Genomic DNA, 22799 nt, shown 5'->3' with positions numbered 1-22799 from the left:
CCCAGTCTGACCTTTCGCAGGAGAGGATGAACAGCATGGATTCCGCTGATGCCACTGGCCTGCAGGCCACGCTGTTTGATTTTTCAATCGCTGAGCTGGTGCGGCAGCACCGGGAAAGCTTCCAACCCCTGTGGACGGCGGAAAGTTGGGTGAAGCTGCTGATCTGGTTGTCGCTGAATTGCGGCAGCTCCGGGGATGAAGCCGGCATGGCCCGGTTCGTCGAGGCGCTTGGGCCAAGCCTCACCACCCGGATGCGGCGGGTGTTCTTTGAGCGGGAGCTGGAGGCCCTCGATCTTCAGGTGATGGCCGATCCGGCTGAGCAGCAGGTGCTGGTGCTGCCGATGGGCCCGGGTGTTCCCCTGGATCTTGAGCGCGCTGCCACGGTGATCGAACAGGTGCAGTTGCAGGGCCATGTGGCTGACCGGTCGCGTTGGCAGCAGCTCGATGCTGTGGTGGCGATTCCTCGCGTGGAGGCCGCGGCATGAACCTGATCGGGCGCTACAGCAATCCCGGTTACGCCTCGGTGGCCGATGCGGTGCGTGAGTTCTTCGAGCGCCGGGTGGACTTACAGCGGCCTGGCGTGGCCTTCGGGCCTGAGGGTGAGGGGGAACCGGCGAAACAGAGCACCGACATCAGCCTGGTGGCGATTGATCGCTCGGAACCTGAATCCTTTGCCCTCTCGCAACTGATCCTGCGGGGGGTGACGGCCGGCTTGGAGCGCTATCTGCAGGAGCGGCCGTTGTTCCGGCAGTGCTGCCCGCAGCAGAGCCTGTTTGTGAATCCGATCTTCAACCTCCAGCACTACGCCCCGGGGGAAGGGTTCAAGCGATGGCACTGCGATTGGACCATCAGCGATGAGGCCACCGAACCGGTGCACCGGGTGCTGGCCTGGATTCTTTATTGTAACGACGTGGATGAGGCTGGCACCGAGTTCCACTGGCAGGACCACCACGAACCGGCGGAGCGGGGCAAGTTGGTGATCTTTCCGGCTGGTCCGTCCCACATTCACCGCGGACGGGTGAATGAGAGCGCCAGCAAGTTGATCGCCACCGGTTGGATCAACGCCGGACGCCAGGAGGACTACCTACGGCGTCTCGCCAGCTGAGTCGTTGGCAGGATCGCTGTCTGCTTCGGCCTGGAGCTGATTGCTGGGGCTGCCGAGCCGGTGGGTTTGTTCCTTGGAGGGGGGCCATTCCATCGGATACACCTGCCGCTGCGGGAAGGGAATGCCGATGCCGTTCTTGTCGAACGCCGTCCAGATGGCTTGCCGCAGATCGCTGCCCACAGCGAAGGCTTCCAGGGGATTGCGCACCCAGAAGAGCAGCTTGTAGTTGATCGATGAATCGGAGAAATCCACCGTGAACGCCTGTGGTGGTGGGTACTGCAGCACTTTCTGGTGCTGACGGGCCACCTCCTCAAGGACTGCGATCACCTGACTGGGTTCATGGTGATAAGCCGCCCCCACCACCACCGCGTCGCGGCGTGAGGTTTCCTCCGCGGTGTACGACTCCGCCTCCTGGGTGAAGAAGTTCTGGTTCGGAATCAGCAGTTCCGCTCCATCGCGGCCGCGCCGCAACTGGGTGGCCCGCAGGCCCAGCTTGCGCACGGTGCAGGGGTCGCCGTTGATCATCAGGATTTCGCCGGGGCGCACCGATCCTTCGAACAACAGCCAGAGGCTGCTGATGAAGTTGGAGACGATCTCCTTGATGCCAAAGCCGATGCCCACCGAGAGGCCCCCGGCCACGGCCACCAGGGCGGTGCCGTTGATGCCGACGTAGTACGCGACTCCCATCACGCCGACGCCAATCACCGAGTACTGGAGGATCACCTCCAAAGCCCGTTGCCCCTGGGGTTTCAGTCCGATGTAGTAGCCCCCCAGCCAGGCCACAAGCGCAGCGGGCCGCTTGGCATAGGCGACGATCAGGTAGGTGATTGTGAGGGCTGTGAACAGCTTGCCCACGGTGAGGGTCACCCCGAAGACGTCCCCGATTTCAATGATCGCCAGGGATTCGCGGCTGCCCAGGATCTGGAAGAAACTGAGCACCGTGAACAGCAGCAACAAGGGCCGGAACAGCATTCGATCCAGTTCATCCACCGGCAAGTTCGGAAAGCGCTGCTCAATCAGCAAGTTGATGGGTTTGAACAGCCGCCAGAGCAGCCAGAGTGTGGCCAGGTACTGCACCAAGCCACCGGGGAACCCCAACGCTTTGATGGCAGCCCCCAACAGGATCAATAACAAGGGGGAGGCCAGCTCGGCAAAGCTGCTGAACACCTCGGAGTTCAGGCGACGCGTCCATCGGCTGCGCTTTTCAACCAGCACCGTGCTCACCACGATTGCTAGCTGCAGCAACACGGAGCCCCGCTGGAGATAGCCCAGCCAGGTGACCACTTCCCGGTTCAGATCCTGGAGCATCAGCGCTTCTCCCTCAAGCCCTGGAGGATTTGTTCAGCCCCCTGCTCAGGTGTCTGGATGTCGTAGATGGTGTCGAGCAGGGCATCAGAGATGGTGTCGTAGCGAACGGGGTCGCGGAAGATCCGTGCCTTTACGCGCATCTTGCTCAGCGGCCGCTCGGCGCTGATGTAATTGCGCAGGGCTTCATTGCCGCCGGGGATTTTCGAGGCCACCACGGTGGCCGCCTTTTGGCTCACTGGCATGGCGTTGTTGGTGGCAAGGGAGTAAGTCTTCTGGGCCCAGGGCTTGGTGACGAAATCGAGCATCAACAGGGCCTTGCGCCGTTGAAGCGGGCTGGAGTTCCGGCCCAGGGCCCAGACCTCCAGACGCGTGGTGGCGGTGCGGTTCTGATTCGGTCCTTTGGGAAGGGCCGTCACCCCGAGCCTGTCGCCCAGCTTCTGCTTGAGACCTCTGAGGTTGTTGCTCCAGCAGGTGATCCAGTCGAGTTCGCCTCGTATCAGTCCGTCTCGGAGGTTGCCCTGGTTGTTGAGAAAGCGGATGTTCTGCTGGTAGCTGGAGTCCACCAGCCAGCGCAGCCAGGCGGTCACCTTCTCCCGATGGGCTTGAACTGTACTGGGGGAGTCCATCGCGGCCTTGAGGGCCGGGCTGGCATCGAAGGCCTCGGCACTCCAGAACAGGTCCTTGAGCTGAACGGCCATGCCGAAGGTGGCGTCACTGCTGCTTTGTTTCAGCTCCTCCAAGCTCCTTGGAGCCGTGGGCAGGCGCTCTTTGTTGAAGCAAGCCAGCTGCACGAATTGATTGACGGGGCGTGCCACCAGGGCACCGTCTTTGGCGGTGACCAGATCGAGCAGGCTTTGGGGGGTGTCCTGACGGTCCTGCTCCGAAAGTTGGATTGGGTCGATCAGCCGCGATCGATACAGCGTCAGTGCTGTTTCGCTGTCGGTGATGATCAAATCAGGCCCGAAGCCGCTCTCCGTTCGCTCGCGGATCTCGTCGATGAAGCGTGTCCGGGATGACAGTTGGAGTTGGGGATGGATCTGTGGATCGATGTCGCGGATCTGCTGGAACACCAGAGCGGAGATGTCCTCCAGCTGGTCGTAATCCTGCGTTGTGATGTTGGCTTTGTTGTCGATGGTGCGGACGATGTCCACCACCGCTGGCGGTTGCAGTGCATCGATGGCCGAACAGCCGCTCAACAGCCCGGCCATCAGGCCCAAGAGCCACGCTCGACTTAACCCAGCAGCCATGACGTCCAAGGCGTGAGCTGAGGTTAGTGAGAGTCGCCGAGCCCGTCAGCACCTTTTGCGACCATGGCTTGACTGAATTCCATGCCTCCTGTGCCCGAACTGGCCAAGACCTACGACCCGGTTGGCACGGAGGCCCGCTGGCAGCAGGCCTGGGAGGACCAGGGAGCGTTTCATCCCGACCCGAAGGCCCCCGGTGAACCGTTTTCTGTGGTGATCCCGCCGCCGAACGTCACCGGCAGCCTGCACATGGGCCATGCCTTCAACACGGCCCTGATCGACACGATCGTGCGCTACCAGCGCCTGGCGGGAAAGAACGTTCTTTGCTTGCCCGGCACCGATCACGCCTCGATCGCGGTGCAGACGATCCTCGAAAAGCAGCTCAAAGCGGAGGGCAAGACCCGCCACGACCTCGGCCGTGAGGCGTTCCTCGAGCGGGCCTGGCAGTGGAAGGCCGAAAGCGGTGGCCGGATCGTGGGCCAGCTGCGGCGGCTGGGGTATTCCGTGGATTGGAAGCGCCAGCGCTTCACCCTCGATGAGGGTCTGAGTGAGGCGGTGAAGGAGGCCTTCGTGCGACTGCACGAGCAGGGGCTGATCTACCGCGGTGAGTACCTGGTGAACTGGTGCCCCGCCTCCGGTTCGGCGGTGAGCGATCTGGAGGTGGAGATGAAGGAGGTGGATGGCCACCTCTGGCATTTCCGCTACCCGCTCAGCAGCGGCGACGGCCACCTGGAGGTGGCCACCACCCGGCCTGAAACGATGCTGGGCGACACGGCGGTGGCGGTGAACCCCACCGATGAGCGCTACGCCCACCTGGTGGGCCAGACCCTCACCCTGCCGTTCGTGGGGCGGGAGATTCCGATCGTGGCCGACGACCACGTGGAAAAGGAGTTCGGCACCGGCTGCGTCAAGGTGACGCCGGCCCATGACCCCAACGATTTCGCCATCGGCCAGCGCCACGGTCTGCCCCAGATCACGGTGATGCGCAAGAACGGCACGATGAACAAGGAGGCCGGCCAGTTCGAGGGGCTGGATCGCTTCGAGGCTCGCAAGGCTGTGGTGGCCGGTCTGGAGGAGCTGGGGCTGCTGGTGAAGGTGGAGGACTACCGCCACAGCGTTCCCTATTCCGACCGCGGCAAGGTGCCGGTGGAGCCGCTGCTCTCCACCCAGTGGTTTGTCAAAACCGAGCCCCTGGCGGCTCGCTGTCGTGAGGCCCTCGAGAAGCAGGACCCCCGCTTCATCCCCGAGCGCTGGGAGAAGGTGTATCGCGACTGGCTCACCGACATCCGCGACTGGTGCATCAGCCGCCAGCTCTGGTGGGGCCATCGCATTCCCGCCTGGTTCGTGATCAGCGAGACCGGCGGCAAGTACACCGACACCACGCCCTACGTGGTGGCCCGCAACGAAGCCGAAGCCCTGGAGAAGGCCAAGGCGGAGTACGGCGCGGCGGCGGAGATCGAGCAGGACGAAGACGTGCTCGACACCTGGTTCTCCAGTGGCCTCTGGCCCTTCTCCACCCTGGGTTGGCCCGATGCAGACAGCGCCGACCTGCAGCGCTGGTACCCCACCAGCACCCTGGTGACGGGCTTCGACATCATCTTTTTCTGGGTGGCCCGGATGACGATGATGGCCGGCGCCTTCACCGGTGAGATGCCCTTCCAGGACGTCTACATCCATGGCCTGGTGCGGGATGAGCAGAACCGCAAGATGAGCAAGAGCGCCGGCAACGGCATCGATCCGCTGCTGCTGATCGACCGCTACGGCACCGATGCCCTGCGTTTCGCCCTGGTGCGGGAGGTGGCCGGTGCGGGTCAGGACATCCGCCTGGACTATGACCGCAAGAAAGACACCTCCGCCACGGTGGAGGCCTCGCGCAATTTCGCCAACAAGCTGTGGAACGCCACCCGCTTCGCCCTGATGAACCTGGGCGGCGAAACACCGGCCCAACTCGGTGAACCCGACCCCGCGGCCCTGCAGCTGGCCGATCGCTGGATCCTCTCCCGCCTGGCTCGGGTGAACCGGGAGACGGCCGAGCGCTACAGCAGCTATGGCCTGGGTGAAGCCGCCAAGGGGCTTTACGAGTTCGCCTGGAACGACGTTTGCGACTGGTATCTGGAGCTGAGCAAGCGCCGGCTCAATCCCGGTGAGAACACCTCGGCCGAGGCCCTCGCCGATCAGCGGGTGGCCAAGCAGGTGCTGGCCAAGGTGATCAGCCAGATGCACCTGATGCTGCATCCGCTGATGCCCCACCTCACCGAGGAGCTCTGGCACAGCGTCACCGGTGAGCCGGAGACCATCTTCCTGGCTCTGCAGCCCTGGCCGGTAGTGGACGAAGCAGCCCTCAACGAAGACCTCGAAGCCTCGTTCGCTGAGCTGATCGGTGCCATCCGTGTGGTGCGCAACCTGCGCGCGGTGGCGGGCCTCAAGCCCTCGCAATCGGTGCCGGTGCGCTTCGTCATCGGTCGCGGTGAGCTGGCGGCTGTGCTCACTCAGGGCACGGCCGACATCACAGCCTTGACACGGGCGGAGTCGGTGGCGGTGATGGCGCCGGCGGAGGCCGATGCGGCGCCGATGGCCAAGGCCCTGGCGGGGGTGAGCGGTGAGCTGCAGGTGCTGCTGCCGATCGAAGGCCTTGTGGACCTCGATGCGCTGAAAGGGCGCCTGGAGAAAGACATCGCCAAGGCGGAGAAGGAGATCAAGGGCCTGGCGGGCCGGCTGGGCAACCCCAACTTCGCCGACAAGGCGCCGCCGGAGGTGGTGGCGGAATGCCAGGCCAACCTCGATGAGAAGCAGGCCCAGGCCGATCTGGCCCGCAAGCGCCTGGCGGATCTGAGCTGATTCGGTGATTCAGGTTGAGGGGCTGAGCAAGATCTACCGGGTTGCCGAGAAGCAGCCCGGCTTGGCCGGCACTCTGCGCCATTTCATCCGCCGCCGCACCCGGGACGTCACCGCGGTGCAGGACGTTTCCTTCCGGATTGAGCCCGGGGAGATGGTGGGCTTCCTCGGTGCCAACGGCGCCGGCAAAACCACCACCCTGAAGATGCTCTGCGGCTTGATCCACCCCAGCGCCGGCGAGGTGCAGGTGGCGGGGCACCGGCCCCAGCGCCGTCAGGCGGAGTTCCTGCGCCGGATCACCCTGGTGATGGGGCAGAAGCAGCAGCTGCTCTGGGACCTGCCGCCGATGGATTCACTGCGGGTGAATGCGGCGGTCTACGGCATTCCCGATGCTGTGGCCCGGAGGAGGATCAGCGAACTTGCCGATCTGCTGGAGCTGGGGGAGGAACTCACCCGGCCGGTGCGCAAGCTTTCCCTGGGCCAGCGGATGAAGGCCGAACTGTTGGCGGCCCTGCTGCATGAGCCGGAGGTGTTGTTCCTCGATGAACCGACCCTGGGGTTGGATGTGAATGCCCAGGCCCGGGTGCGGCAGTTCCTGGCGGAGTACAACCGCCGAACGGGGGCAACGGTGCTGCTCACCAGCCACTACATGGCTGACATCACGGCGTTGTGCCCCCGGGTGCTGTTGATCCACCAGGGGCGGTTGTTCCACGACGGCCCTCTGGAAGCGCTGGCTGATCAGTTGGCACCGGAGCGGGAGGTGCGGCTCGAGTTGGAGTCGCCCGTTGCAGCCGATGCCTTGGCGGGGTTGGGGCGTCTGGAGCAGCTGGAGGGCTGTGATGTGCGGCTGCTGGTGCCCCGCGATCAGCTCACCGCCGTGGTGGCGCAACTGCTGGATCGCTTCCCCGTGCGTGATCTGGATGTGACCGATCCACCGATCGAAGAGCTGATCGGTGGGTTGTTCCGGCAGGGGCGGGTCTGATGCGGATCTTCGGGCTGAACCGGCGGATCATCCGGGTGCTGCTGGGCTCCCAGTACGCCCACATGCTCGAGTACCGCGCTGAGATCGCCCTCTGGGCTTTGTCCGGGGTGCTGCCGTTCATCATGCTCAGCGTCTGGAGCGGCAGCGACGCGCGCTCGGGGCTGGGGCTGGATGGTGTGGCCCTGGATCGCTATTTCCTCAGCGCCTTTCTGGTGCGTCAGTTCTCGGTGGTGTGGGTGGTCTATGCCTTCGAGGAAGACGCCCTGCTGGGCCGGCTCTCTCCTTACCTGCTGCAGCCGCTGCATCCGCTCTGGCGTTATGTGGCCGCCCACCTCGGCGAGCAGCTCACCCGTCTGCCCTTTGCGGCCCTGATTGCGGCGGTGTTTGTTGCGGTGCGGCCCCAGGCTTTCTGGTTGCCGTCGTTGGGGGGCTTCCTGCTGGCCTGGCTGGCCACCTGGATGGCCTTCGCCATCGCCTTTCTGTTCCAGAGCTTGATTGCGGCCCTCTGCTTCTGGAGTGAAAAGGCCAGTGCCCTGGAGCGGCTTCAGTTCATTCCCTTTCTCTTCCTGTCCGGTCTGCTGGCACCGCTCACGGCCTTTCCGCCGGTGGTGCGGGCCCTGGCCCAGTGGACGCCCTTCCCCTATTTGATCGACTTCCCGGCCCGGGTGCTGGCCGGCCAGCCGGTGGATCTGTTGGCGGGCTTTGGGGCGCAACTGGCTTGGATCGCTCTGTTGTTGCCGCTGGTGCTGCTGCTCTGGCGGGCCGGCGTGCGGCGCTACAGCGCCATGGGGGCCTGATGGGGCGCTACTGGCGAACCCTGCGTCGCTTCTGGGGCACGGCCGTGGCCGTGCAGCTGGAGTATCAGGCCAACGTGCTGATCGAGCTGCTGGCGGTGGCGATGAGCCTCAGCGGCAGCCTGTTCCTGCTCTCGTTGTTCTACGGCCCTGATCAAACGTTGGGGGGCTGGAGCTGGGCCCAGGCCCTGATGGTGCAGGGGCTTTACACGGTGTTCGATGGCATGGCCACCACCTGGTTGCGCCCCAACCTCGGGGCGATCGTCACCCATGTGCGTGAGGGCACCCTGGACTTCGTGCTGCTCAAACCGATCGACAGCCAGTTTTGGTTGTCGCTGCGCACGCTCTCGCCAGCGGGGCTGCCGGAGATCGCCCTGGGGCTTGGGCTTCTGGCCTGGGGGTGCCATCAGGCCGGTGTGGTGTTCAGCCTGTCCTCTCTCTTCACCGTGCTGGTGATGCTGCTGGCCGGTGGCTTGATCCTTTATTCGCTCTGGTTTCTGATCGCTGCCACCAGCATCTGGTTCGTCAAAACCTGGAATGCCACTGAGGTGTTGCGGGCCCTGCTGGCCTCCGGCCGTTATCCCCTCAACGCCTACCCGCCTGCCCTGCGCCTGCTGTTCACCCTGGTGCTGCCGGTGGCCTTTCTCACCACGGTTCCGGCCCAGGTGCTGTTGGGTGAGGCCGCCGCACCAATGCTGCTGGCGGGCTTGGCTCTGGCGGTGCTGTTCTTTGCGGCGGCGCGGGCCTTCTGGCTCTTTGCCCTGCGCTTCTACACCTCAGCATCGAGTTAGTGCAATGCTCCACGCCATGTGTGGGTGATTCCGCTTGATCTCCTTGGTTCAGCACTGGCTGCCGGATGTGTTGGAGCTGCTGCGCTCCCCCGCTGGGGCTCTGTTGTTCATGCCGCTCTATGCCCTCTGGGTGACGCTGCTGCTGCCGGGGGTTTGGGCGTCGATGCTGGCCGGGGTGCTCTATGGCACCTGGCTTGGCAGTGGCCTGGTGTTTGTTGGGGCCTGCCTCGGGGCGGTGGTGGTGTTTCTGCTGGGGCGTTCGGTGCTGCGCGACTGGGCCCGGCGCCGGTTGGAGCAGTTCCCCAAGTTGCAGGCGGTGGAGCGGGCCGTGAGCAAGGAGGGCCTGAAGTTGGTGTTGCTGACGCGCCTCTCGCCCGCCTTTCCCTTCTCGCTGCTCAACCTGGCCTACGGCCTCAGTGAGGTGAGCCTGCGGGATTACAGCATCGGCTTGATCGGAATCCTCCCTGGCACGGTGCTGTTCTGCGGCTTGGGGGCCTTGGCCGGCGATGTGGCCCGGTTCGGTGAGGTGCTGGGGGGTGAGGCCGATGCAGGCACCTGGGCACTGCGGCTGGTGGGGGTGCTTGCCACGTTGGCCGTGGTCTGGCTGGTGAGCCGAGCCGCCCGGCGGGCGCTTCAGGATGTGGAGACGTCTCTCTGATCGGGATTGGGCAGACGCCAGTCCCGCAGGGCAGCGATCAGGATGAACCAGGCCAGGCGCACGCGGGCGGTGGGTCCGGTGCGCTGCTGCAGCTCAGCCAACTTGGCTCGTCCGCAGTCGGTTTTGATCCAGCGGTGCAGGGCAGGGGTGGATGGGCTCATGGCTGCAGCAGGGCAGTGAGGTCGGCTTCGCTGAGCACCGTCACCCCGAGGCTTTCGGCTTTGGTCAGTTTGCTGCCGGCGGCTTCGCCAGCCACCAAATAGTCGGTCTTCTTGCTGACGCTGCCGCTCACCTTGCCACCCGCTGCTTCGATCAGCGCTTTGGCTTCGCTGCGGCTGAGGTTGGGGAGTGTGCCCGTGAGCACCAGGGTCTTGCCCTGCAGCACGCCGTCGGCGTCAGCTCCGGCTTGGCTGGCGGCCTGCTGCTCGGAGGCACTCGCCTCCAGGGAGAGCCCAACGCTGCGCAAGTCCTGCAGCAGCTGTTGGTTGGCGGGGGTGCGCAGCCATTGGCACAGGCTTGCGCTGATTTCCGGGCCGATGCCATGCAGTTCGGCGATCTGCTCCGGGGCTTCCAGCGCTGCTGCCGCCAGGCTGTCGATGCTGAAGAAAGCGGCCGCGAGCGCTTTGGCGTTGACCTCGCCGATGTGGCGGATGCCAAGGCCGTAGAGCTGGCGGTGCCACGGCTGTTGTTTGGAGGCCTCCAGGGCCTCCACCAGGTTGGTGGCCGACTTGTCGCCCATCCGATCCAGGCTGGCGAGCAGGGCCGCATCCAGGCGGTAGAGATCCGCCAGCGAGCCCACCAGGCCGCGGTCCACCAGCTGTTCGATCAACTTGCTGCCAAGCCCATCCACATCCAGGGCTCCTTTGCTTACCCAGTGCCGCAGGCCACCCCGCAGGATCGCCGGGCAGCTGCTGTTCACGCAGCGGGTGGCGGCTTCATCGCCCTCCCGCACCAGGTTGGAGCCACATTCAGGGCAGTGCTGCGGCAGTTGCACCGGGGTGGCGTCGCTGGGCCTGAGCTCCGGCAGCACCCGCACCACTTCGGGAATGATCTCCCCGGCCTTGCGCACCACGATGGTGTCGCCCAGGTGCAGATCCAGTTCAGCGATCCGATCGGCGTTGTGGAGGGTGGCGCGGCTGACGCTGGTGCCGGCCAGGGCGACTGCCTCGAATTCGGCGACGGGGGTGATCGCACCGGTGCGGCCCACCTGAGCACCAACGCGGAGCAGACGGGTGGGGGCTTCTTCGGCTGGGTATTTGAGGGCGATGGCCCAGCGCGGGGCCTTCTGGGTGAAGCCGGCTTCGTCCTGCAGCTGAAGGTCGTCCAGCTTCACCACCACGCCGTCGGTGGCATAGGGGAGGTCATGGCGACCCTGCTCCCAGTGGTCGCAGAAGCGCTGGATGGCGGCCAGGTCTCCGCAGAGCTCTCGGTTCGGGTTCACGCGGAAACCGGCCGAGTTCAGCCACTCAAGAGCTGCCCATTGGCCGGGGGGTTGGGTGTCACCCGGCAGGTGCAGGGTGTAAGCGAAGAAGTCGAGCCGGCGGGCGGCCACCACCTTCGGATCCAGTTGGCGCAGAGTGCCGGCGCAGGCGTTGCGGGGATTGGCGAACAGCGCTTCACCCCGTTGTTCCCGTTCGGCATTGATCGCCGCGAGGGTGGCATCAGGGATGAAGGCTTCTCCTCGCACTTCCACCCAGTCCGGTGGGTTCTCGATTTGCAGCCGCAGCGGAATCGAGCTGATCGTGCGCACGTTGGCGGTGATCTCTTCACCGCGGCTGCCATCGCCTCGGGTGGCGGCTCGCTCCAGCACCCCATTGCGGTAGCTCAGGGCCAGGGCGTTGCCGTCAATTTTGAGTTCCCCCACCAGGGGCAGGCGGGTGTCGCTGGGACGGTCCAGCACCTTGAGCAGCCGCTCGTGCCAGGCCTGCAGGTCGTCGCGGTTGAAGGCGTTGTCGAGGCTGAGCATGCCCACGCGGTGCTCAACGCTGGTGAACCCCTCCGCCGGAGCTCCGCCCACCCGCTGGGTGGGGCTGTCGGACCGTTGCAGGTCCGGATGCTTCTGTTCCAGCTCGAGCAACTCGCGATAGAGGCGGTCGTAGACCGCGTCCTCCATCACCGGAGAATCGAGAACGTAATAGGCGTGGCCGGCACGGTTGAGCAGCTGCCGCAGTTCCGCGGCCCGCTCGTGCGGATCAGCCATTGACCTGGTTGATGCGGGCAATGCGCCAGTTGTCGTCCACCTTGGTGAAGGTGAAGTCGAGGGGGAGCTCTTCGTCGCCTTCGGACTTCAGCTTCACGGTGAGGATCAAGTTGCCCTCCTGCACGCGGGGGCGGCCGGACTTGAGATTGCGGAATTTGTTCAGCTTCAGGCCCGCCAGGAAGCGGATGAACTGCTGGCGGCTCACGTGCTGGCGGTAGGCCTTGGTGGTGAGCAGGTAGGCGGCATCGATGCGGCCGGCAGCCACCTGGGTGAAGAACTGCTTGATCAGGGGATTGATGCCGCGGGCGTCGAGCACCAGCTTCACGGCGTTGTAGATCCAGTACCCCAGCAGGGTGAGACCCCCGGCCAGCAGAGCTTTGCTGCCGATCTCCCGCACCAGTCCCAGTTCCATCACCAGCTGTCAAAGCAGGGCCGAGTCTGACTGACCACGGCAGGATGGCGCTGATTCGGATCTCCTCCCCCCCGTTCTGTGCCTTTGCAGCCCCTGCTGCCGCTGTTTCACCGCCTTAACCGGGAGCATTTCGGCGGTGCTTTGGTGGATGGGGGCCAGCCGCTGACGGCGGTGCGCTGGAGCGATGGCCGGATGAGCCGCACGGCGGGGTTCTACCGCCGTGGCCCCGGTGTGGGTGAGGGCCGCGGCAGCGAGATCGTGCTGTCGCGGCCGGTGCTTGAGCCCTTGCCGCAGATCGCCACGGAAAGCACGCTCTGCCACGAGATGATCCACGCCTGGGTTGATCTGGTGCAGCGTCGCCGCGAAAGCCACGGGCCGCTGTTCCGGGCCCGGATGGCCGCCATTAATGCGGCCCAGAGCCGGTTTCAGGTGAGCATCCGCCACAGCTATCCCGTGCCGCCCCGGCCGCCCCGCTGGCTGGCGGTCTGTCCCCGTTGCGGCCGCCGCACCCCCTGCCGAAGGCGCACACGCAATGCCGCTTGCCGGGCCTGTTGCGTCGAGCATTTCCATGGCCGCTGGGATGCCAGCTGCGTGCTCAGCTACGTGGAGGCGGAGGGTTAGATGGAGGTGTTCTGGCTCACCCTGGAGTGCGGCGGTGTGGTGATTGTGTTGCTGGGATTGCGGCGGGAACAGTGGTTGCGCCGCCGCCGTCGGTAACGTCAGGGGATGGAGGAGCGCTTCGATCGGTTGGACCGGTTCCGTGATCAGCGGGATCGCCGTCTCGACCAGTTCTTGGAAACCGGCCGTCAGCTCGTGGATGGGGTGTCCGGTCGGCGACCAGGACAACGGCCTGGAGGGCGGCGCTCCGGTTTGGATCTCGATTCGGTGGGCCGCTGGGTCGGCGAAAAGGTTGAGTGGCTGCTGGAAGAGGACGACGACTGGCAGGAGCCCTGGCAAGAGGCTGGCCGTGGCCGGCCAGAGCCCGCACGTTCGACGCGTTCAGCCCGTCGACCCCTTGAGGCGATCTCCCGCCGGAGCCGTCGCGGAGCAGCAGCGCAGGCTCCAGCGCCCCCATCAACGCCACCTGTGGCTCAGGAGTTCAACGCAGCAGACCAGGGCGAGTGGCCGGAGGACGACAGCTTTCGGGTGCAGCGCTGGTCGCGCTCTGCCCAGCCGGCAGCCCGTCCGGAACCCGAAGCCGCGCCCAATCCAGCAGGCTCTCGCCGGGCCTTGCCCCGCTCCAGCCGCCGCCGGATCGACTAATGGCTGGGGTGCAGTGAGCGTGGGCTGACCTGGTAGCGGCAGCCCCGTGCAGCGAGCTGGTGGTTCACATCCTCGAGCAGCTCTCCGGGCATCTCTTCGGCCATCTGGTCTGCTGTGGCGGTGATCGATGGGGATCCCACCTGCAGCGCTTCCAGCAGTTGGGTCCACTGCTCCACTTGCAGGCTGCGGCTCATCGGTTCATAGCCCTTCTGTTCCAGCAGCTGGCTGCAGACCGTGCGGTTCCAGAGAACCGTGCGTCCTTGGCCATGGGGGCCGGTCTGCATGGCGGCGTTGGCGTCGAGGGCGCTTTGGGTGGGGCGGCCCCGCCTGTCACGCCAGCCTTGATGTTCGAGGGTCTTGCCGCAGTGAATCGCCGAAATGCCGTAGATCCGACCGAGGTCGGTGAGGCTGAGCCAGGAGGAGGTGGCAGCCATGACACGGTGCACCGAATTGGCCACATCTTCCTGTGAGCACAACCAATGGCAAGTTGTCAAGAGCAAATCCCAACAAACCCGCAGGTTTGTTCATGAATTTTGTTGAAACTCCTGGCGCAGCGTGGGCCCGAGCCAGGTTTCGAGTTGCGGGCTGAACACTTCGCGAATCACGGTGAGGGCCTTGCCCTGGCGGAAGAAGCGGTAATGGCGGCTCCAGTAGGGGCCGCGATGGCCAAAGGTCTGGTCGAGCCAGTCCCCCTCCACCAGTGCCAAGCCATCCACCTCACGGAACAGCTCGGAACGGCCTTCGGTGAGGCTTTTCCAGATCGGCTGGTTGCGGTCCCGCAGATGCCAATCCGCTTCGGCCTGGTTCCACCAGCTTTCGGCCCAGGCCAGCGGGGTGCCGCCGCAGGTAAGCCACACCTGGCGGCGCAGCAGTGGTGCCATCAATTCCTTCACCTCCTTCGGTGCCCCGGGGTGGTCGGTCTGGTCGGCCTCCATGGCGATCAGATCCACGGCAACGGGCGAACCGGTGAGCAGGCGCAGGTGGCGGGTGGGGCTGCCATCGCCCAGCAGCATCAGCCGCCAGGGGCCAGGCAGTTGACGTGGCCCCTCCGCTGAAAGCACGGCGTCGGTGGGGGCTTGCCAGAGCTGGTGCGGTGATGGGTGAAGACGGGGGGCGGGGTTCAGAACAGTCCTCCCACCGAAAGGGTTTGGCGTTGGCCGTTGCGGCTGATCACGGCACCGCTGTCAGTGACCTCGCTGAGCACCCAGCCGCTGCTGCCGATCGCTTCACTGATGCCGGCGGACACCGATCCCTGCCCCAGTTGAAAAATGGCGGAACTGCTGCCACCGGGGCCCTTCACCACACCGGTGAGTTGCGGGGCCGGTTCCATTGGCACCAATCCCTGCTCGCTGTTCAGGGGATCGACCGTCAACGGCTGTTGGATCGGCGGCTGTTGGATCGGCAGGGTCAGCGGTTCCAGGCTTTGGATGGCATGGGAGGCCTCCTCGGGCGTTGCCATCTCTTCGGCGCGGTTTTGTTGGGCCGCCACTTGCTCGCGCAGCTGCTCGATCATGTCGGCGTTTTGCTTCCGTTCCAGCTCCAAGCGGGAGCGTTGCAGGCTGCTCACCAGCCAGGCGCTGCAGATCACTCCGGCAACGGCGATGCCACTGATCAGCGGCAGCAGCCAGGTGGAGGGGGAGCGGCGCTCGCTGGGTTCGCTTGGTTGGGTTGTTGGTTCGTGCACATCCACATCCACCGGCACCAGGTGCGGCTGGTTTTGGGCGGTACCCGTCTCATGGTCAAACACGCTGTCCACCACCTGCTCAGCCCGCAGGTTCCAGTAGGCACGTGAGGTGGGAACCCGGGCTGGCACTGCAGAGGTTTCAGGAGTCCAACGCTATCGAGCTTCTGCGGTGGGGGCGAGGGGTTGGCGTTCCCTTTGCTGCAGTTCCAGCCACATCAGCAGGGCGGTGATGTCGGCTTTGCTGACGCCGGGGATGCGGCTGGCCTGCCCCAGGGTGCTGGGTTGAATCGCCGTGAGCTTTTCGCGGGCTTCGTTGGAAAGTGTGCCGATGCCGGCGTAGTTGAGGTCGGCCGGCAGCTTGCGCTGGCTCTGGCGTTTCACCTGATCGATCTGCTGTTGCTGCCGTTGCAGGTAGCCGCTGTATTTGATGTCGATCTCCGCCCCCTCGCGCACCGGCAGAGGCAGATCGGCATCGGCCAGGCCATGGCGCACCAGATCGGCGGCGTGCATGCCGGGCCGGCGCAGCAGGTCGGCCAGGGTGATCGAGCCTTTGATCGCTGCACCGGTTTCCTCTTCCACGGCTGGGGCCACCGGATCGCTCACCTTGAGCCGCACGGTTTCCAGCCGTTGCTTTTCGCTCTCCATTGCCTGGAGTTTGTCTTCGAACAGCTGCCAGCGGCGGTCGTCGATCAGGCCCAGTTCACGGCCCAACGGTGTGAGGCGGCGGTCGGCGTTGTCGCCCCGAAGGATCAACCGGTATTCGCTGCGGCTGGTGAGCACCCGGTAGGGCTCGCGCAGGTCTTTGCTCACCAGATCGTCGATCATCGTGCCGATGTAGCTGCCCTCGCGTGGGAAGTGCACTGGCTCCTGGCCGCCGATCAGGCGGGCGGCGTTGACGCCGGCCACCAGGCCCTGGGCTGCGGCTTCCTCATAGCCCGTGGTGCCATTGAGCTGGCCGGCGCTGAAAAGACCGCGCACCCGCTTGGTCTCCAGGGAAGGCTTGAGTTGGGTGGCGGGCAGATAGTCGTAATCCACCGAGTAGGCCGGCCGCAGCATCACGGCTTGCTCCAGGCCCGGCAGGCTGCGCAGCAGTTGCAGCTGCATCGGTTCCGGCAGGCCGGTGGAGAAGCCCTGCACATAGATCTCCGGCGTGTCGCGCCCCTCCGGCTCGAGAAAGATCTGGTGGCTGTCCTTGTCTGCGAAGCGAACGATCTTGTCTTCGATTGAGGGGCAATAGCGCGGACCTTTGCTGTCGATCACACCGCCGTAGATGGCGGTGAGGTGCAGGTTGTCGCGGATCAGCTGATGGGTTTTGGCGGTGGTGCGGGTGATGTGGCAGCTCATCTGCTCACCGCTCACCCAGGCGGCGGGGTCAAAGGAGAAGAAGCGATCGGCCGCATCGCTGGGCTGCTCCTCCAGTTGATCGAGGGCGATGCTGCGCCGGTCCACCCGGGCGGGGGTGCCGGTTTTGAGCCGGTCGGTCTGGAAGCCGAGCTGCTGCAGCGCTTCGGTGAGCCCTTCGGCGGCCTGTTCACCAGCTCGGCCGGCGGCCATGGATTGATGCCCCACCCAGATGCGGCCGCCGAGGAAGGTGCCGGCGGTGAGGATGACGGCTTCAGCGCCATAGACGCTGCTGAAATAGGTGCGGATGCCGCAGATGCGTTGCTGGTCGCCTTCACCGCTGGTTTCCAGGCCGGTCACCATCGCTTCGCGCAGGGCGAGGTTGGGGGTGTGCTGCAGCAGCTGCAGCATCTGGCGGGAATAGAGGCGCTTATCGGTTTGGGCGCGAAGGGCCCACACCGCCGGGCCGCGGCTGGCGTTGAGGATGCGCTTCTGGATGGCGGTGGTATCAGCCAGGCGACCGATCACCCCACCGAGGGCATCCACTTCATGAACGAGCTGGCTTTTGGCGGGGCCGCCGACGGCCGGGTTGCAGGGCTGCCAGGCGATGCGATCGAGATTGAGGCTGAACAGGGCGGTGTTCAGGCCCAGCCGGGCGGCGGTGATCGCCGCTTCACAACCGGCATGGCCGCCGCCGACCACGATCACGTCGAAGGATTCGGTGGGGGCGGCGTTGAAGCTCATGGCTTCATTATCCGGTTCTGGAGAAGCGTCGGTATTGCCTCAGAGGTTGAGGTCTTGCAGGGATTGGATGGTCTGGTGGGAGTAGCTCCAGCTGCTGGAGGAGTTGTCGAAGCTTTGGTTGGAGAAGAGGTCTTGATAAATGGTTGTAAGTGAGGTGTTGCCGGTACTGTTCAGGCCATAGGCATTGACTTGGATAGTGGTGGGATTTGTGGAGTAAGTCGCAAGGCGATCGAGGGCGGAATTGAGATCTTTTTGCATCGCTTTCCATTGCCATTGGCCCTGGTTGTTTTTGAAAAAATGCGGGTTGCCCTGGTTGTCGTAGAGGAGGCCTGATGTGGTGATGTCTTCTTGGCCGAGGCTTTTTGGAAGCGGAATGGCCTGGCCGGTGATGGAATCAGATGCGGCATTGGTTCTGGTGTCCCACCAGCTGCGCCGCTCCGGCTTCCCATCAAGAACGAGGGCGATGGATGTGGACTGATCACGCTGGTTGGGGTTGTTGGCTTTTTTGGTCAGGAGATAGTCCAACCCTTCCAAGGCGCCGAGTAGTTCGGTGCCGGCATAGAGGTTGGAGGGCTCGTCTGATCGGCCTTGATAAAGGTCGTAGCGGTTGGGCTTAGGGAGGCCAAGTTTTTTCCATTGAGAATTTCCTTTTATTGAATTCCCAAATTGCTCTGCTGCTGTTTCTGTTGTCAAAATTCTCTGCATGATATTTAAGGCGCGTTCCGGTTTTTTATGTTTAAGCTTAAATTGCTTGTGATCAACGTAATAGCCATAAGTAATGAGGTGAATATTTAAGTTCCTGGTATTTGATTGATTTTGATCGCTAATAATGCTATATTTTTCAAGGCGCTGAGTCATTTCTTTGGCTGACTTCTTCGTGACATCTTGCAAAAAGTCCTCGAATAATATTGATTGTTTTTTGCCTTTGCGTTGAATTTCGAAGCCGGCATCCTCAAATTTTTCTGTTAGGGCCTGAAGGGCTAAAGAGTATTGAATTTTCTTGTGATTTTTAGCGTCTGATTGTTGCGTTGAATTGGAGTTGTCCAGAACGAGATAGATGTCTTCTTTGGGAGTATCTGGCTTTGCTTGAATTCGCTTGATGGTTAATGTGTTGTTCTGGTCTTTGCCGTCTCGGTTTTTTGTTCCATCGGCGCTGCTAAAGCTTTTGCTGGGAACGTGTATTTTGCCTCGCCAGCTCAATGACGAATCTGGCTTAAATATTGCCGTATAGGTTTTTTTGTCAATCTCTTTAAACTTTGATAAACCCCCTCCTTCTGCCTGGATGTCGGAAAGTTCAAAGTCGTCTGTTTTCTTTGAAGTTCTGAAATAAATTTTTGTTTTTTGGTGATCTTTGATTTGTGATTTTTTTGTCCAGACTCGTATTTTTGGTGGTTTGGATTCTTCCTTTGTTTTCTCTGGTCGGAAGGCGAGTGCGCCAGGGTCAGACAGTTGCATCTCGGCAGGGTCATTATCCCCGAATCGATTGTCCGTCAATGTGAGGTTGATGCCTTGAAGTTTCCCTTGGTTATCAAAGACAAGCTTGGCGCCATCGCCTTTAAGGGCGCCGGTATTATCGCGGCGTTGCGTGAAGTCATACCAGCCCTCTTGATCGATCAGGTTCCCATCAAGATCCTCGAGTGGTTGGCCACTGATTTGCGCCTGTTTAATCGAGTCCTGAGATACAAACTTGATGAAGCTGTTGACAGATTTCTCGTCAAGGTCCGACGCACGTGTGTCGATATAAACGTGGGCTTGGGTTCCCGCTCGTTGTGAATCAACGTCGGTCAGATTGACGAGTCCTTCTCTTGGCTTGAGTTCAAAGCCAAGGGGGGGCCAAGTGGTGAACAGACTCTCTCCCGTGGCTAAATCGACGGTTTTCTCGCCTGTTGATGGGTTGGTTGAAATGCTGTTGCCTGCATTAATTCCAAACGAATTGGTGTCGAGAAAATCAAGAACTCGGATGTTTTCAATTTGCAGGTTGTCATCATCGGGCTTGCTGTTTCTGGAGAGTGCTCCGATGTTGATGATGGCCTCAGAGTCCGTCAGCGTTCCCGCGTTGCCACTTTCGAAGTCGCTAACACTCCTCCAAGCCAGGGTTGCAAGGGCATTCTGCTCGGAGTCCTGTTTGCCATCGCCATTCATGTCTCCGATGGCACCTGCAATGCCCTGTGACGCAGCCAGGGTTGCGAGGGCTTCTTCTACCGTTGGTGGGATCCCGTCCTTGTCGTAGTCATCGTCGAGGCCATTCGTTTCTGTTTCGGCCTGTGGCGTGCCGTTGTTTATCTTGATCGTTCCGATGTACTTCACTCCGGTGCCGTCATCCTTGATGGTTGCGACCCCGATCGATGATCCTTCCGTGGCGTTGACAAGCAGTAAAAAGTCTTCAGAACCTTCGCGCGTGTTGTCCTGTTCTTCGGTGATGGTCACCCTGACAAACAAGGGCTGACTGTCGTCAAAGTCGGTTCCAGACACAATGGCAGCGCTGTAGGTCTGCCAGTTGTTTCCATCCCAGAACTCCAGATTTGGTGTTGTGATGCTTGTGTGATCATCACCGCTGTTCTGGTCCTGCAGGGTCAGCGTAATGTTCGATCCGCTGCTATGTCCTTTGATTGTGAAAACAACGTAGTCAGATGCTTCATTAACAATTGGGTTGTCGACCTTGATTCTACGATCATCGTTTCTGTTGGCTTTTGGATCATCTACGCCGCTATTATTGAAGACTGCCCCTATCCCTGCGTCACCAATAATGGCCATTGCGGTCACGCTTTTGTTGTCTGAGCGTCTTGCTCTGAGTTGGAAGGCATGGGCACCTTCATAGACCGTGTCATTAATTAAGGGGACCCGTGCTAGAAGGACTGAGCCTGCATTCGGAGTGGTGATTGTCTCGTTCAGGGAATGGTCAGCCCAGATTTTTCCGTCATAGATCTGAATCGCGTTGGTGTAATCGCTATCGACATACGCGCCTTGGGCATCGATTGCATTGATATCGTTGTCAGAGCCTTGATACCCCGGTGCTTGATCGCTAATGGAGAGTGAAAATGTTTGTTTGCCTGATGTTTCAACTCTGAAGACAACGTATGGGGATGCTTCATTGACAGTCACATCGGCGATCTCCAGCGTTGCTCTGGTGTCGTCGTCGGTATTTTTGACGGTTGTGGTGGTTGATTCGGTGCCTGCGTAACCACCGGTGTTGGATGCGGTGGCGGTGAGGGTGGTGGTGATATCGCCGTCGAGGAGGGTGTCATCAACGCCAGTGACGGTGACGGTTTGGGGAGTATTCCAGTTGGCGGTTGTGAAGGAGAGGGTGTCTGAACTGAGGGAGTTTTCAGATGTATCGAGCCCTGAGATGGAGACGGTGACGGTGTCTGTGGGTTGTGCGTCGAGGACGACAGTGAATGTGGAGGAGGATCCAGCTTCTGTGGTGAGGAGATCGGATCCGGAGGTGGAACCGGTCTGGGCAATGGTGATGCCGTTGGTGTCGTCGTCTGGTGTCGTCGTCGGTATTTTTGACGGTTGTGGTGGTTGATTCGGTGCCTGCGTAACCACCGGTGTTGGATGCGGTGGCGGTGAGGGTGGTGGTGATATCGCCGTCGAGGAGGGTGTCATCAACGCCAGTGACGGTGACGGTTTGGGGAGTATTCCAGTTGGCGGTTGTGAAGGAGAGGGTGTCTGAACTGAGGGAGTTTTCAGATGTATCGAGCCCTGAGATGGAGACGGTGACGGTGTCTGTGGGTTGTGCGTCGAGGACGACAGTGAATGTGGAGGAGGATCCAGCTTCTGTGGTGAGGAGATCGGATCCGGAGGTGGAACCGGTCTGGGCAATGGTGATGCCGTTGGTGTCGTCGTCTGTGTTTTTGACTGTTGTGGTGTCGGTTTCTGTGCCTGCGTAGCCACCGGTGTTGGAGGCGGTGGCGGTGAGGGTAGTGGTGATGTCACCGTCATCGACATCGTCGTTGACACCGGTGACGGTGACGGTTTGGGGAGTATTCCAGTTGGCGGTTGTGAAGGTGAGTGTGTCTGTATCTAGGGAGTTTTCTGATGTATCAAGCCCCGAGATGGAGACGGTGACGGTGTCTGTGGGCTGAGCGTCGAGAACGACGGTGAATGTTGTGGTGCTGCCGGCTTCTGTGGTGAGAAGATTGCCGGCACCATCGTCGGTACCGGTCTGGGCGATGGTGACGCCGTTTGCAATGACGCTGGAGTTATTAGTAACGGCTTTATTTGTTATGGAAGCGGCGTCATTTCCCTGGATGCCTTGAATAGCATTGACGTCGTTGTTATTTAGACTCGATCCAAGGTTGGGATCGCTGTAAGAAACGAGGACTGTCTGATCTGATGTGATCGTGTTGGTGAGAGTGAGCTCAACGGTGGATCCGGAGACGGCAACTGCAGTGACTGCATTGGCTGTGCCATCAGCGGTGACTGCAAAACTTGAGGAGGGGGCGATGGTGGAAGAGGTGCCGGTGTTAGGGGCATCCACCCAGTCGCTTGCTTCCTCATAGGAGAGGTCCTCGTCGTAGGTCAGAACAACTTTGCTGCCGTCTGTTGAGGTGGCTGCCGATTGGAAGATGGGCGCTTTTGTGTTGAAGCGAAGTTCGTCGACGAATGATCGATCACTTTTATGAGCAAGCTTTAATCTTGATACCTGTGTGTTTTCGGCGAATTCAATTTTGATGTCATACCACTGGCCAGCCACCAGATTATTGGCGACAACATCTCCCCATCCGTAACCGTTGTTTGCAAAGTTGGAAGAGTGATCAGTTGACCAATTTTGAGCTGCTTCACCATTAATCCAGATGCGGATTCTGTCGTCGCTGCGGGTTTCCCAAGTGTTTGTTCCTGTCGTATAGGCCTGGATTTGTCCGTAGCTGCGCGTTGACCAGGTCTCGTGATTTCCTCCAGCATCTGTTATGTAGCTGTCGTCAAAATATATAGTTTCTTCTTGCTGTCTTTGAATTAGTCCATCGAAGTTGATCCCGCTAAAGAGTTCAACTTGCAGGCCCTCTACGTAGGTGGAGTTGTTGGTAACTGCTGTTGCGGACAGTGAAGCGGCGTCATTGCCTGCGCTGTCTTGAACGGCATTGGCGTCGTTAGTTCCAGTGCTGGGATCGGTGTAGGCAACGCTGACGCTCTGATCCTTGAAAACAGGCGTGGTGAGGGTGAGTTCGACGTCGCTGCCGGAGGTGGAAACAGCGGTTACGACATTGGCTGAGCCAGCGGTTGTAACCGCGAAGTCCGAGGTGGCTGCGGTTGTTGAGGAGAGAGCCTGGTCGTAGCTGAGAGTGAGGGTTGAGCCGTCAGCCGAGGTGGCCGCCGACTGGAAGACGGGTGCGGTCAAGCTCTTGGAAGGCCTCTTACCGAATACTCCGAATAGGTCTCCCGTGCGTCATCACTCAACGCAGAAATCAACTGATTTATGTCCTTTTCGGACCAACAGC

Annotated in this window: 20 protein-coding genes; 9 read left to right on the top strand and 11 right to left on the bottom strand. The window is 61.9% G+C overall.

All coding sequences use genetic code 11. The features are described 5' to 3' along the window. Positions 1-35: 35 nt before the first annotated feature. Positions 36-485 carry a protein phosphatase gene (locus SynRS9907_RS13345; RefSeq protein ID WP_186514280.1) on the top strand — a complete coding sequence of 150 codons (450 nt, stop codon included), beginning with the start codon at positions 36-38 and terminating at the stop codon, positions 483-485. After that, entirely contained in the window at positions 482-1105 is a 624-nt protein-coding gene (locus tag SynRS9907_RS13340; RefSeq protein ID WP_114987741.1) for a 2OG-Fe(II) oxygenase, read from the top strand. The genes SynRS9907_RS13345 and SynRS9907_RS13340 overlap by 4 nt, the downstream gene beginning before the upstream one ends. Here SynRS9907_RS13340 and SynRS9907_RS13335 read toward each other — a convergent pair. Together SynRS9907_RS13335 and SynRS9907_RS13330 are read right to left on the bottom strand one after the other, a co-directional pair. After that, positions 1085-2413 (bottom strand): mechanosensitive ion channel family protein, encoded by a 1329-nt coding sequence (locus SynRS9907_RS13335; RefSeq protein ID WP_188021353.1) that lies wholly within the window; start codon positions 2411-2413, stop codon positions 1085-1087. The genes SynRS9907_RS13340 and SynRS9907_RS13335 overlap by 21 nt on opposite strands. Next, positions 2413-3621 (bottom strand): extracellular solute-binding protein, encoded by a 1209-nt coding sequence (locus SynRS9907_RS13330; protein WP_255445927.1) that lies wholly within the window; start codon positions 3619-3621, stop codon positions 2413-2415. The genes SynRS9907_RS13335 and SynRS9907_RS13330 overlap by 1 nt, the downstream gene beginning before the upstream one ends. Positions 3622-3750: 129 nt before the next feature. Here SynRS9907_RS13330 and SynRS9907_RS13325 point away from each other — a divergent pair, with 129 nt between their 5' ends. The 5 genes from SynRS9907_RS13325 to SynRS9907_RS13305 are packed head-to-tail and all read left to right on the top strand — an operon-like array spanning position 3751 to position 9717. Next, positions 3751-6495: a valine--tRNA ligase gene (locus SynRS9907_RS13325; protein WP_188022497.1), complete on the top strand. Its 2745-nt coding sequence runs from the start codon at positions 3751-3753 to the stop codon at positions 6493-6495. Positions 6496-6499: 4 nt separating this feature from the next. Then, complete coding sequence (locus SynRS9907_RS13320) at positions 6500-7474, top strand: ATP-binding cassette domain-containing protein (RefSeq protein WP_188021351.1); 975 nt, start codon at positions 6500-6502, stop codon at positions 7472-7474. Further along, positions 7474-8271 (top strand): ABC-2 family transporter protein, encoded by a 798-nt coding sequence (locus SynRS9907_RS13315; RefSeq protein WP_188021350.1) that lies wholly within the window; start codon positions 7474-7476, stop codon positions 8269-8271. The genes SynRS9907_RS13320 and SynRS9907_RS13315 overlap by 1 nt, the downstream gene beginning before the upstream one ends. Next, entirely contained in the window at positions 8271-9059 is a 789-nt protein-coding gene (locus SynRS9907_RS13310) for an ABC transporter permease (protein ID WP_188022496.1), read from the top strand. Before SynRS9907_RS13315 ends, SynRS9907_RS13310 begins: the two co-directional genes overlap by 1 nt. A 34-nt stretch (positions 9060-9093) precedes the next feature. Next, positions 9094-9717: a TVP38/TMEM64 family protein gene (locus SynRS9907_RS13305; RefSeq protein ID WP_188021349.1), complete on the top strand. Its 624-nt coding sequence runs from the start codon at positions 9094-9096 to the stop codon at positions 9715-9717. On the opposite strand, the gene SynRS9907_RS13300 is transcribed toward SynRS9907_RS13305, so the two are convergent. Genes SynRS9907_RS13300 through SynRS9907_RS13290 form a run of 3 tightly spaced genes read right to left on the bottom strand, consistent with a single transcriptional unit; the run spans position 9693 to position 12329 of the window. Next, the gene (locus tag SynRS9907_RS13300) at positions 9693-9878 is read right to left on the bottom strand and encodes a hypothetical protein (RefSeq protein ID WP_188021348.1); all 186 of its coding nucleotides are present in this window, start codon (positions 9876-9878) and stop codon (positions 9693-9695) included. The two genes, SynRS9907_RS13305 and SynRS9907_RS13300, sit on opposite strands and share 25 nt — an antisense overlap. Further along, positions 9875-11917: an NAD-dependent DNA ligase LigA gene (gene ligA, locus SynRS9907_RS13295; RefSeq protein ID WP_188021347.1), complete on the bottom strand. Its 2043-nt coding sequence runs from the start codon at positions 11915-11917 to the stop codon at positions 9875-9877. Before ligA ends, SynRS9907_RS13300 begins: the two co-directional genes overlap by 4 nt. Further along, entirely contained in the window at positions 11910-12329 is a 420-nt protein-coding gene (locus tag SynRS9907_RS13290) for a hypothetical protein (protein WP_114987734.1), read from the bottom strand. Before SynRS9907_RS13290 ends, ligA begins: the two co-directional genes overlap by 8 nt. 78 nt (positions 12330-12407) lie before the next feature. Between SynRS9907_RS13290 and SynRS9907_RS13285 the strand changes: the two genes are divergently transcribed. Beyond that, positions 12408-12950, top strand: coding sequence for a SprT family zinc-dependent metalloprotease (locus SynRS9907_RS13285; protein ID WP_115009846.1), 543 nt, complete (start codon positions 12408-12410; stop codon positions 12948-12950). A gap of 105 nt (positions 12951-13055) precedes the next feature. Further along, a complete protein-coding gene (locus SynRS9907_RS13280; protein WP_188021346.1) occupies positions 13056-13592 on the top strand; it encodes a hypothetical protein in 537 nt (178 codons plus the stop codon). Here the strand turns inward: SynRS9907_RS13280 and SynRS9907_RS13275 are convergent. The 6 genes from SynRS9907_RS13275 to SynRS9907_RS13255 all read right to left on the bottom strand — a co-directional run bounded on the left by SynRS9907_RS13275 (position 13589) and on the right by SynRS9907_RS13255 (position 22699). After that, positions 13589-14026 carry a hypothetical protein gene (locus SynRS9907_RS13275; RefSeq protein WP_188021345.1) on the bottom strand — a complete coding sequence of 146 codons (438 nt, stop codon included), beginning with the start codon at positions 14024-14026 and terminating at the stop codon, positions 13589-13591. The genes SynRS9907_RS13280 and SynRS9907_RS13275 overlap by 4 nt on opposite strands. 90 nt (positions 14027-14116) lie before the next feature. Next, a complete protein-coding gene (locus tag SynRS9907_RS13270) occupies positions 14117-14716 on the bottom strand; it encodes a chorismate lyase (RefSeq protein ID WP_188022495.1) in 600 nt (199 codons plus the stop codon). After that, entirely contained in the window at positions 14713-15405 is a 693-nt protein-coding gene (locus tag SynRS9907_RS13265; protein ID WP_255445926.1) for a pilus assembly protein PilZ, read from the bottom strand. The genes SynRS9907_RS13270 and SynRS9907_RS13265 overlap by 4 nt, the downstream gene beginning before the upstream one ends. Before the next feature lie 24 nt (positions 15406-15429). Continuing rightward, positions 15430-17361, bottom strand: coding sequence for a tRNA uridine-5-carboxymethylaminomethyl(34) synthesis enzyme MnmG (mnmG, locus tag SynRS9907_RS13260; RefSeq protein ID WP_188021344.1), 1932 nt, complete (start codon positions 17359-17361; stop codon positions 15430-15432). Positions 17362-17400: 39 nt separating this feature from the next. Further along, positions 17401-18816, bottom strand: a complete 1416-nt coding sequence (locus SynRS9907_RS14140; protein ID WP_255446054.1) for an Ig-like domain-containing protein — start codon at positions 18814-18816, stop codon at positions 17401-17403. Positions 18817-20686: 1870 nt separating this feature from the next. Next, positions 20687-22699 carry a SwmB domain-containing protein gene (locus SynRS9907_RS13255; RefSeq protein WP_188021343.1) on the bottom strand — a complete coding sequence of 671 codons (2013 nt, stop codon included), beginning with the start codon at positions 22697-22699 and terminating at the stop codon, positions 20687-20689. Between the last annotated feature and the right edge of the window lie 100 nt (positions 22700-22799).

The sequence above is a fragment of the Synechococcus sp. RS9907 genome (genome assembly GCF_014279615.1).
Lineage (GTDB): Bacteria > Cyanobacteriota > Cyanobacteriia > PCC-6307 > Cyanobiaceae > Parasynechococcus.
Note: the sequence above shows the minus strand (reverse complement) of the source record. Positions and strands in the feature narration are given on the sequence as shown.

Excerpts from the sequence above, each read along its gene's own strand:
- SynRS9907_RS13345 (WP_186514280.1), top strand. The coding sequence starts at position 36 with ATGGATTCCGCTGATGCCACTGGCCTGCAGGCCACGCTGTTTGATTTT.
- SynRS9907_RS13340 (WP_114987741.1), top strand. The coding sequence starts at position 482 with ATGAACCTGATCGGGCGCTACAGCAATCCCGGTTACGCCTCGGTGGCC.
- SynRS9907_RS13335 (WP_188021353.1), bottom strand. The coding sequence starts at position 2,413 with ATGCTCCAGGATCTGAACCGGGAAGTGGTCACCTGGCTGGGCTATCTC.
- SynRS9907_RS13330 (WP_255445927.1), bottom strand. The coding sequence starts at position 3,621 with ATGGCCGGGCTGTTGAGCGGCTGTTCGGCCATCGATGCACTGCAACCG.
- SynRS9907_RS13315 (WP_188021350.1), top strand. The coding sequence starts at position 7,474 with ATGCGGATCTTCGGGCTGAACCGGCGGATCATCCGGGTGCTGCTGGGC.
- SynRS9907_RS13310 (WP_188022496.1), top strand. The coding sequence starts at position 8,271 with ATGGGGCGCTACTGGCGAACCCTGCGTCGCTTCTGGGGCACGGCCGTG.
- SynRS9907_RS13300 (WP_188021348.1), bottom strand. The coding sequence starts at position 9,878 with ATGAGCCCATCCACCCCTGCCCTGCACCGCTGGATCAAAACCGACTGC.
- ligA (WP_188021347.1), bottom strand. The coding sequence starts at position 11,917 with ATGGCTGATCCGCACGAGCGGGCCGCGGAACTGCGGCAGCTGCTCAAC.
- SynRS9907_RS13290 (WP_114987734.1), bottom strand. The coding sequence starts at position 12,329 with ATGGAACTGGGACTGGTGCGGGAGATCGGCAGCAAAGCTCTGCTGGCC.
- SynRS9907_RS13280 (WP_188021346.1), top strand. The coding sequence starts at position 13,056 with ATGGAGGAGCGCTTCGATCGGTTGGACCGGTTCCGTGATCAGCGGGAT.
- SynRS9907_RS13275 (WP_188021345.1), bottom strand. The coding sequence starts at position 14,026 with ATGGCTGCCACCTCCTCCTGGCTCAGCCTCACCGACCTCGGTCGGATC.
- mnmG (WP_188021344.1), bottom strand. The coding sequence starts at position 17,361 with ATGAGCTTCAACGCCGCCCCCACCGAATCCTTCGACGTGATCGTGGTC.
- SynRS9907_RS14140 (WP_255446054.1), bottom strand. The coding sequence starts at position 18,816 with ATGCAACTGTCTGACCCTGGCGCACTCGCCTTCCGACCAGAGAAAACA.